This is a genomic window from Vibrio sp. V42_P2S4T144 (genome assembly GCF_009904715.1).
GTDB classification, from domain to species: Bacteria; Pseudomonadota; Gammaproteobacteria; order Enterobacterales; family Vibrionaceae; genus Vibrio; species Vibrio alginolyticus.
This window is the reverse complement of sequence record NZ_WXWS01000634.1, coordinates 1-10429: the sequence shown is the minus strand read 5'-3', so window position 1 is coordinate 10429 and position 10429 is coordinate 1. Positions and strand designations below refer to the sequence as shown.

Below are 10429 nucleotides of genomic sequence, written 5' to 3'. Positions count from 1 at the left end.
CCATTAAATGCCTGATCAACGAACAGATCTGCCACAGCAACGACTCGGTCTTGATACATCAAAATCGGAATTTGACGACGCAGCCAGCTTGGCACATTGTATTCTTGGAACAACTTCTTCAGTTTTCGACTGTGATTACGCGTGGTTGGATGCGCTGATAAGCCTTCCGGATTAAAGGTCACGCGAAGCAATTCTGGCTGACTCGGAAGCGCAATCGTTGCGTTGCTAGAACTCGTCGTTAAGGTCAGCTCCCCTAGCCGCTCTGGCAGCGACAAAGTCGCATCAACTTGAATCGTACTTTGCCACTCAGTGACGTCAGCCGTTTCCGTTACCCAATAGAGACAATTTCGAAAACGGCGCACTTCACCTTGTTTAAGTTGTAGTTTGGGGTTGGCATCTTGCTGAGCTAATGCGACTTCATTCCAGATGAGATTGAGTTGTACCTGAGTCGGCATACTAGTATTAAGCTTAGACAGCCACATACGAATCAAGCGCGCACGCGCTAATCCACTGTGCTTAGCCAGTTCTTCAATACTCAAACTTAGATCCGTTTGTAAAGCGCGTTCAAACACCGCGCTCAATAGTTCATCCAATAGCACCTCTTGTTGAGCACATAAGCTTGCACTGCGCTGAACCGCTTGATGGATACTCGGCCAGCGACCAGACAATTCAGGGATAACACAATGACGAAGAAAGTTACGATCATAACGAGTATCTTGGTTGCTTTCGTCTTCCACCCACTCCAAACCTAATTTAGTAGCCGCGTCTTCGATGGTCTTCCGCTTGATAGTAAGCAATGGTCGAACTAGGGATCCGCCAGAAAACGGCATACTCTCCGCCATCGAAGATAACCCTTTTGGCCCGCTGCCTCGCTTAAGAGCAAGGAGAAAAGTCTCTAGTTGATCATCAGCATGTTGGCCGGTCAACAGTATATCGCCTACTTGAATGTACTTAGTTAAGGCTTGATAGCGAGCTTCACGAGCAAGAAGTTCAATACTTTCACCATTGTTGATGTCTAAGCTCACTCGCTCAATCGAGCAAGATATCCCCACTTGTTGTGCCCAAAGTAAGCATTTATCGGCCCAATTATCGGCATTCGAGCTTAAACCATGGTGCACATACACAGCGTGACACTCTACAGAGTGCGCTTGTTGGTAGCGACTGAGTAATTCGAGTAAAAGACGTGAATCCACTCCTCCGCTAAACGCCAAGACAACCTTAGTGCCTGATTGATAGTAGCGGCCGAGAACTTGAGCAAAATGCAGGTAAAGCGATTCCATAAACGATCCGATAGGTACAAAAAAGGGCTGGACTCTCATCCAACCCTTTCTATTTTAACTGTTATCACTTGAGATATCAGCTAACGCTTAATAGCAATCACCGAAATTAACAGTAACCGTAGCTCATTAGACGCTGGTAACGACGCTCACGTAGCGTCTCTTCATCCAATTGTTCTAGATCTTCTAGCTGACGAAGTAGTGTCGCTTTCATATTCGCTGCCATTTGAACATGATCGCGATGAGCGCCGCCTAGTGGCTCTTCAATGATTTCGTCGATCAGTTCAAGCTCTTTAAGACGCGGAGCAGTTAGACCCATTGCCTCTGCCGCTTGTGGCGCTTTGTCTGAATCACGCCATAAGATTGAAGCACAACCCTCAGGAGAAATTACCGAGTACGTAGAGTACTGAAGCATGTTCACGTAGTCGCCTACACCGATTGCTAGTGCACCACCAGAACCGCCTTCACCAACAACGTTACAGATTACTGGCACTTTAAGACCAGACATCACTTTTAGGTTTTTCGCGATAGCTTCAGATTGACCACGCTCTTCTGCGCCCACACCTGGATACGCGCCAGCCGTGTCGATAAATGTGATGATCGGCATGTTGAAACGCTCTGCCATTTCCATCAAACGTAGCGCTTTACGGTAACCTTCTGGTTTCGGCATACCAAAGTTACGTTTCACCTTTTCTTTGGTCTCACGACCTTTTTGGTGACCAATGATCATCACAGGGCGGCCTTCAAGGCGAGCCATGCCACCCACAATCGCTTTGTCGTCTGCAAACGCGCGGTCACCCGCTAATTCATCAAACTCCTCAAAAGCGTGTTGGATGTAATCCAGCGTGTAAGGACGTAGTGGGTGACGAGCCAGTTGAGCTGTTTCCCATGCACCTAGGTCACTGAAGGTTTTTTTCTTCAGCTCTAAGCTTTTCTTCTCAAGCTGTTCGATTTCTTTATCCAGGTCAATCGCAGAATCACCACCGTGACGAGAGACATCACGTAATGCTTCAATTTTCGCTTCTAGTTCTGCAATTGGCTTTTCAAATTCAAGAAAGTTTAGGCTCATCTATGAATCCTTGTTTACTCAGCGTCTAACATATTGCGCTGAATTTTTAGTTAAATTCGAGTTCTACCTGGCTTTTGCCAAGCAACTGTTTTAAATCGTCGAGTAATGTATCACTTGGCGTAACTCGCCACTCGGTGCCCAATGTTAACCGCGCTCTGGCGTCGGCACGCTGGTAGTATACATTGACGGGTACGGTTCCGGCTTTGTGCGGTTCTAAAATACGGCTGAACTGCTCAAAAAACTGATCGTTGATCTGATTTGCATCTATCGATACCGACAAACCACGAGCGTATTTCTCGCGCGCACTGCCGAGATCCATAACTTCACGCGCCGACATTTTAAGGCCACCGTTGAAGTCATCAAAGCTGACCTGTCCAGAAACGACCAAAATTCTGTCTTTTTCGAGAAGTTCAGCGTATCGATCCAGCGCATCAGAGAACAACATCACTTCCATGCGGCCACTTCGGTCATCCAGTGTCATAATACCAATTCGTGTACCACGCTTGGTCGTCATTACACGAGCGGCAATAACCAGGCCGGCTACCGTGACAGATTGATCGCGGCGAGTGGGCGTTGCGTCTTTTAGTCGACAACTGGTGTATTTGTTTAGTTCCTTTACGTAGGCGTTAATTGGGTGCCCTGTCAAATATAGACCTAGGGTATCACGCTCGCCCTCTAACCACACTTTTTCTGGCCAAGGCGGAACCTGCGTATACTTATGCTCTACTTCTTCAGGTGCATCCGTTAGCACACCAAACATATCCGTTTGACCAAACGCCTCAGCTTGGTGATGTTGACTTGCTGCTTTTACCGCATCATTGAGTGACGCCATCATAGCCGCGCGGTGTGGGCCTAGTCGATCCAACGCGCCCGCGTAAATCAGCTTCTCTATCACTCGTTTATTGACACGTTTTAGATCAACTCGAGCACAGAAATCAAATAGGTCTTTAAAGTGACCACCTTTATTTCTCGCCTCAAGAATCGCATCGATAGGGCCCTCACCAACCCCTTTTATCGCACCAATACCGTAAACAATTGCGCCATTTTCATCAACATTAAAGCGATATAGGCCAGAGTTGATGTCTGGTGGCAGCACGGTAAGCTTCATACGGAAACACTCATCGACCAAGCCAACGACTTTTTCCGTGTTATCCATATCGGCTGTCATTACCGCAGCCATAAATTCGGCAGGATAATGTGTTTTCAGCCAAAGAGTTTGATAAGAAACCAATGCATAAGCAGCAGAGTGCGATTTGTTAAAACCATAACCGGCGAACTTCTCTACCAAGTCGAAGATTTTCATCGCCAACTCGCCATCGATACCGTTCTTTATCGCACCTTCTTCAAAGATAGCACGTTGTTTTGCCATCTCTTCTGGCTTTTTCTTACCCATTGCACGACGAAGCATGTCCGCACCACCTAGCGTATAACCCGCTAAGATCTGCGCAATCTGCATTACCTGTTCTTGGTACAGGATGATGCCGTAGGTTGGATCAAGCGTCTCTTTTAGCGACTCGTGTTGCCACTTTTCATCTGGATAAGAGATCGCTTCTCGACCATGTTTACGGTCGATAAAGTTATCTACCATGCCCGATTGCAAAGGACCCGGACGGAAGAGTGCTACCAATGCGATAATGTCTTCGAAACAGTCTGGCTGAAGTCGTTTGATCAGCTCTTTCATGCCTCGAGATTCAAGCTGGAATACTGCTGTCGTTTCAGAGTTTTGCAACAAACGGAAAGAGGCAGGGTCTTCTAACGGTATGGATTCAATTTGAACCGGTTCTTTCCCTTCTCGCTCTAGGCGTGGGTTAATCAGCCCTAACGCCCAGTCAATAATGGTTAAGGTACGTAAACCTAAGAAGTCAAACTTAACTAGGCCAGCGGTCTCAACATCGTTTTTATCAAATTGAGTAACCGGAAAGTGACCTTCAGCGTCTGCATAAATTGGCGCAAAATCGGTAATTGTTGTAGGTGAAATTACAACACCACCAGCGTGTTTACCGGCGTTTCGCGTACAGCCTTCCAAAATATGACACATGTCGATGAGTTCTTTAACTTCCTCATCGGCCTCATACAATTCAGGTAGTGCAGGTTCAGCTTTAAACGCTTTATCTAGCGTCATACCTGGATCGGGCGGGATCAGCTTTGAAATACGATCAACAAAACCAAATGGGTGGCCCAATACGCGGCCAACGTCACGGATTACCGCTTTTGCCGCCATGGTACCAAACGTGATGATCTGAGACACCGCGTCACGACCGTACATTTCCGCAACGTGGTCAATAACCTGGTCACGTTTATCCATACAGAAATCGACGTCGAAATCGGGCATCGAAACACGTTCTGGGTTCAAGAAACGTTCGAACAGCAAGTCGTATTCTAGTGGATCCAGATCGGTGATTTTTAGTGCGTAAGCCACCAAAGAACCAGCACCGGAACCACGTCCAGGACCGACAGGAATTCCATTATCTTTTGACCACTGGATGAACTCCATTACGATCAAGAAGTAACCAGGAAATCCCATTTGGTTGATAACATCTAGCTCTATCTGAAGACGTTCATCATATTCAGGGCGGCGACGTTTTCTCTCTTCCTCATCTGGAAATAGGAACTCTAAACGCTCTTCCAACCCCTCTCGGGATTTCATGACTAGGAACTCAGTCTCTTTCATCCCTTCGGTTGGGAAGGCTGGTAGGAAGTACTCCCCTAAGCGCACAGTCACGTTACAACGCTTCGCTATCTCGACACTGTTTTCTAACGCTTCAGGAATATCAGCAAACAGCTCGCACATTTCTTCTTCTGTACGAAGATATTGCTGCGGACTGTAGTTTTTTGGCCTGCGCGGATCTTCTAATGTGTAACCATCGTGAATCGCTACGCGTATTTCATGAGCATCAAATAGGTCTGGACTCAGGAATACAACTTCATTGGTCGCCACTACTGGCAAGTCTTGCTGCTCTGCCAATTCAACCGCAAAGTGAAGATAAGTTTCTTCATCTGGACGACCGGTACGAAGTAGCTCAAGATAAAAGCGATCTGGAAAATGCTGTTTATAGAAATCAACACACCCTTGCACTATTTGACGGTTGCCTTTCAAAAGGCCGCGACCAATTTCCCCGCTTTTACCGCCGGATAATACAATCAGGCCTTCAGACATTTCAGCCAACCAGGCTTTGTCAATCACTGGGTGGTGTTGGACATGTCCACGTAAGTACGCTTTTGATATCAATAACGTCAGGTTCTTATAACCTACATTATCCGCCGCAAGCAAAGTCACTTGTGTCAGCTCTTCACCAAACTCGTCCGACTGCATTTTAAAGTCAGCACCAATGATCGGTTTAACACCACTGCCATGCGCCGTACCGTAAAACTTCACCAAACCACATAGGTTGGTAAAGTCGGTCAACGCCATTGCGGGCATACCGAGCTCAGCAACTTTCTTTACAATTGGCGGAACTTTGTTGAGGCCATCCACCATCGAGAAGTCACTATGAACACGCAGGTGGATGAATTTGGGATCTGACATTAACAGGTACCGTGTAACTCTATTTTGTTGGGGATTCTAACCTAAAGAGGTTGGGTTTATAACACCAATTAGATCGTTTGATTATTCTATGCCTAACGCTTTTTTTACTGGCTTGAAACTCTTGCGGTGTTCACTGATCACTCCGTGTTGCTCAATCGCTTCAAAGTGCACTTTAGTTGGGTAACCTTTGTGCTTCGCGAAGCCAAATTGTGGATGAAGTTTATCCAACTCTTCCATCTCTTGGTCACGCACGACTTTGGCAATAATGGAAGCCGCACTGATTTCGGCAACACGTAGATCGCCTTTTACTACAGCTTGAGCATCCATTGGCAGCTCCGGACAACGGTTACCATCAATCAACACCAAATCAGGTTGAACCTGTAACCCCGCCACTGCACGCTGCATCGCAACCATAGTCGCCTGTAAAATATTCAGTTGATCAATTTCTTCAGGAGAACAACGCCCGACCGCCCACGCCAATGCTTTTTCTTTGATTTCAGGAAGCAACGCCATGCGTTTCTTTTCGGTCAATTTTTTCGAATCGTTCAACCCTTCAATAGGATTGTGAGGATCAAGGATAACCGCAGCGGTGACGACGTCTCCCACCAAAGGGCCACGTCCGACCTCGTCGACTCCGGCCACAAGCTGATAACCTTGCGGATATTCAAACGGAGGGAGTTCAACTTTGGTTTTGGTCGCTTTTGGTTTAACAGCCATGATAAATCTCTATTTCTCAATCAGTTTTAGAACTGCGTTTGCGGCTTGTTGGTCCGCATCTTTACGAATCCAATGATGCATTTCCGTAAATTTATCTAACATCGGTTTATTGTCGCTTTCCAATAAGCGAGAAACCTCAGTAAACAAATTGTCTGGTGTGCACTCATCTTGTAGATATTCTTTGACGAGCTCATCATCCGCCAAGATATTCGGCAATGACACATACTTCGTTTTCAATAGACGTTTAGCTAAGAAAGCAGTAAATGCATTCACACGATAACCCACCACCATTGGACGCTTGAGAAGCATACACTCCAACGCTACGGTACCGGAGGCCAACATCACGGCATCGGATGCGGTGATGACGTTGCGTGCGGTGTCATCAACTAACTTGAAGTCCAACTCTGGCGCTAGCTCTTTCCATGCTTGTTCAAACTGCTCACGGCGTTTTTGATTAACAAGCGCGACAACAAACCCCAGTTCTGGAAATTTTTTATGGAGTAACTTGCAGGTTTCAATAAATGGCTCTGAGAGCATTTTTAACTCGCTACCACGACTGCCTGGCAGGACAGCAAGCCACTTTTTATCTTGTTCTAAACCAAGCAACTCACGTGCAGGCGCTTGTTCTGATTCTAGTGGGATGGCATCAGCCAAGGTATGACCAATGAACTCGCAAGGTACATTAAATTTGTCGTAGAACGCTTTCTCAAACGGAAGAAATGCTAGCACCAAGTTCGTTGCCGCTTCTATTTTAAAGATGCGCTTCTGACGCCAAGCCCAAACAGACGGACTCACGTAATGAACGGTTTTAATGCCCGCTTGCTTGAGGTCAAGCTCCAGGCGTAAGTTGAAGTCAGGAGCATCGATCCCGATGAAAACATCAGGCGGATTCTGAGTAAAATACTGAACGAGCTCAGCTTTCACTTTAAGAAGTCTCGGTAAGCGGCCTAAAACCTCGACTAATCCCATCACCGCAAGCTCTTCCATATCAAACAGAGACTCGCAACCTTGGGCTATCATTTTCGGACCACCAATGCCTACGAACTCTGCGTCTGGATATTGTTGCTTTACTGCTTTGATAAAGCCTTCACCTAGCGTATCGCCAGACAATTCTCCGGCAATGATGCCAATACGTAATGGTCTTTCCATATCTACTTCGCTATTTTTCCTGTGCGCTATGGATAACGGTTTGCCTTATCCATAAAACACAAAAAGATCGTAACCTCAAATTTGGTCACGATCTTTTTATTTATTGGTTCATTCGCCAATTAACGAATAATGCCACGTTCCGTCGTTTCCAGAATATCTGAGAAACGCTTCACAGCCGGCCACTCTTGAGCCATTTCAGCCAGAATAGGCTTCACTTCTTCTAGCGTCTTACCTGAACGGTAGATTTCTTTATACGCTTTTTGTAGCGCACGAATCTCTGGTTTCTCAAAGCCATTACGCTTCAAGCCAACAAGGTTCAAGCCGAATGGAGTAGCGTGGTTACCTTGCGCGAGTACATAAGCTGGGACATCTTGCACCACAGCTGAACAGCCGCCAATGTATGCGTAAGCGCCCACTGTACAAAACGGATGAATCGCAGACAGTGCCATCACACCGGCATAGTCATCAACAGTAACGTGACCACCAAGAATCGAGTTATTACCGATATGAGTGTGGTTACCAATAACAACATCATGCGCAACGTGTGCATTCACACACAATAAGTTGTCATCACCAATGATCGTGGTTGCTTTGTCTTGCACTGTGCCGCGGTGAACTTGGACCGCTTCACGAATGACGTTACGGTCACCGATAACCACAGTTGTGTCTTCACCACCGTATTTTTTGTCTTGGTTTTCTTCACCAATGACAGCATGTGGGAAAATACGGTTATCTTTGCCAATAGTTGTGTGACCTTTGATCACAACGTGAGACATCACTTCTGTGCCTTCACCAATTTCAACCGTAGAGGTGATGTACGTAAAAGGACCTACTGTTACGTTAGCACCAATTTTGGCGCCCTCTTCTACCACCGCTGCCGGGTGGATTTTAGCGGTTTCATGAATCATATTAAAACTCTCGACGAGCACACTTCAGTTCTGCAGAACATACCACTTCACCGTCAACTTTTGCTACACCGCTAAATGCAGCAATGCCGCGACGTTCTTTCAGAAATTCTACCTCAATAACCAATTGGTCGCCCGGAACCACTGGTTTACGGAATTTCGCGCCGTCTACGCTTGCAAAGTAGTACAGTTCATTTTCTGTTGGTGCACCAAATGATTTAAATGCAAGTAAGCCTGTTGCCTGAGCCATTGCTTCTAAAATCAAAACACCTGGGAATACTGGTAGTTGAGGAAAGTGACCTGTGAACTGAGGTTCGTTAACCGACACGTTTTTAATCGCGTGAAGGTACTTCTCTTCTTGGAAGTCTATCACTCGGTCGATCAATAAGAATGGGTAGCGATGAGGTAGTAGCTCTTGAATTTCAGAGATGTTCATCGTTTTCTTTTCAGTAGTCAAAGTCGTCTTCCTATATCAATTTTTTGCCGCCAAGATGGCAAACGTGGCAACAGGTCGTAAAGCCGAATCGCTTTGCAATATACTAGCAAAATACGCACCATCTTGGAGTTAAATCTACTTAGAGCGCGTCATTATAGAAGAAAAAGACCCGCATTTCGCGAGTCTTCTTACAGAATATGGAACTAGAGCTTGTTAGCCTTCGTGTTAAATACAGAGCGAAAGATAACTTGTTCTAAATTTCTTCTTTCTGTTCCAGCTGTTTTTCAACCGCTTTTAGGCGCTTATTCATCTCATCAATACGGTGAACTCGAGTCGCGGTCTTACGCCACTCTCTGTTCGTTTGTAGTGGGATACCTGATGAGTAAAGGCCTTTTTCTTCGATACTGCGCATTACCATGCCCATACCTGTAATAGCCACACCATCTGCGATAGTGATATGGCCATTCAGAACAGACGCGCCGCCAATCTGGCAGTACTTACCAATTTTTGTACTGCCCGCGACAATAGTACCACCAGGCATCACGGTACCATATCCGATCTGCACGTTGTGCGCGATTTGAAGTTGGTTATCCAGAATGACATTGTCTTCAATGATAGTATCTTCGAGTGCACCGCGGTCAATCGTAGTACAAGCACCAATCTCAACGCGGTTACCGATACGCACTGAACCAAGCTGAGGAATTTTGATCCACTCGCCTTTGTCATTCGCATAACCGAAGCCATCAGAGCCAATGACGGTACCCGATTGAACGAGACAGTCATCACCCAATGACACTTCATGGTAGATAGTGACATTAGCCCAAAGCTTGGTGTTATTCCCTAGCTTGGCGTTCTTACCGATAAAACAACCAGCTCCAACGCTTACGTTATCGCCGAGTTCTACGCCCGTTTCAATCACAGCGTTAGCGCCGATTGTAACGTTCTCACCCATCTTAACGTCAGCGGCAATCACAGCACTTGGTGCAATATCGCTTGCCGGCTTTGGTGTGGTATCCATCGCTTGAACCACACGAGCAAATGCGACATAAGGGTCTGAAACCACTAACGCATTTCCAACGCATTGATCTTTATGCTCAGCCTTTACCATAACAACGGTAGCTTGGCACTCAGAAAGGTGTTTTGCGTATTTTGGGTTAGACAAGAAGGTTACGTCACCTTCTTGTGCTTTATCCATTGGAGCAACACGGCTTACAACGAGAGACTCGTCACCAAACAGCTCACCCCCGGTAATTGTCGCCAATTCGCTAATGTTAATGTCTTCATAACTTCTTATTTTAGAGCTTTAATTACGTCTTCAGAAATATTGTATTCTGGCTTGCCGTACTGCAA

The 10429-nt window shown here is 46.2% G+C and carries 8 protein-coding genes; all 8 read right to left on the bottom strand.

Going from position 1 to position 10429, the window contains the following annotated elements; translation table 11 throughout:
• The coding region (tilS, locus tag CAG68_RS20580; protein ID WP_161441600.1) for a tRNA lysidine(34) synthetase TilS at positions 1-1280 on the bottom strand (1280 nt) is incomplete at its 3' end.
• 106 nt (positions 1281-1386) lie between these two features.
• Positions 1387-2346, bottom strand: coding sequence for an acetyl-CoA carboxylase carboxyl transferase subunit alpha (accA, locus tag CAG68_RS20575; RefSeq protein WP_005380365.1), 960 nt, complete (start codon positions 2344-2346; stop codon positions 1387-1389).
• 46 nt (positions 2347-2392) lie between these two features.
• Positions 2393-5872, bottom strand: a complete 3480-nt coding sequence (gene dnaE, locus CAG68_RS20570) for a DNA polymerase III subunit alpha (RefSeq protein ID WP_005385364.1) — start codon at positions 5870-5872, stop codon at positions 2393-2395.
• 81 nt (positions 5873-5953) lie between these two features.
• Positions 5954-6589 carry a ribonuclease HII gene (gene rnhB, locus CAG68_RS20565; protein WP_161441599.1) on the bottom strand — a complete coding sequence of 212 codons (636 nt, stop codon included), beginning with the start codon at positions 6587-6589 and terminating at the stop codon, positions 5954-5956.
• Between the two features lie 9 nt (positions 6590-6598).
• The gene (lpxB, locus tag CAG68_RS20560; protein WP_017636041.1) at positions 6599-7738 is read right to left on the bottom strand and encodes a lipid-A-disaccharide synthase; all 1140 of its coding nucleotides are present in this window, start codon (positions 7736-7738) and stop codon (positions 6599-6601) included.
• Positions 7739-7857: 119 nt separating this feature from the next.
• Positions 7858-8646, bottom strand: a complete 789-nt coding sequence (lpxA, locus tag CAG68_RS20555; RefSeq protein WP_005380357.1) for an acyl-ACP--UDP-N-acetylglucosamine O-acyltransferase — start codon at positions 8644-8646, stop codon at positions 7858-7860.
• Between the two features lies 1 nt (position 8647).
• Positions 8648-9100, bottom strand: coding sequence for a 3-hydroxyacyl-ACP dehydratase FabZ (fabZ, locus tag CAG68_RS20550; RefSeq protein ID WP_005380349.1), 453 nt, complete (start codon positions 9098-9100; stop codon positions 8648-8650).
• Positions 9101-9332: 232 nt separating this feature from the next.
• Positions 9333-10355, bottom strand: a complete 1023-nt coding sequence (lpxD, locus tag CAG68_RS20545) for a UDP-3-O-(3-hydroxymyristoyl)glucosamine N-acyltransferase (protein WP_161441601.1) — start codon at positions 10353-10355, stop codon at positions 9333-9335.
• Between the last annotated feature and the right edge of the window lie 74 nt (positions 10356-10429).

What these genes read in the sequence shown, in the direction of transcription:
- accA (WP_005380365.1), bottom strand. Translation starts at nt 2,346, where the DNA reads ATGAGCCTAAACTTTCTTGAATTTGAAAAGCCAATTGCAGAACTAGAA.
- dnaE (WP_005385364.1), bottom strand. Translation starts at nt 5,872, where the DNA reads ATGTCAGATCCCAAATTCATCCACCTGCGTGTTCATAGTGACTTCTCG.
- rnhB (WP_161441599.1), bottom strand. Translation starts at nt 6,589, where the DNA reads ATGGCTGTTAAACCAAAAGCGACCAAAACCAAAGTTGAACTCCCTCCG.
- lpxB (WP_017636041.1), bottom strand. Translation starts at nt 7,738, where the DNA reads ATGGAAAGACCATTACGTATTGGCATCATTGCCGGAGAATTGTCTGGC.
- lpxA (WP_005380357.1), bottom strand. Translation starts at nt 8,646, where the DNA reads ATGATTCATGAAACCGCTAAAATCCACCCGGCAGCGGTGGTAGAAGAG.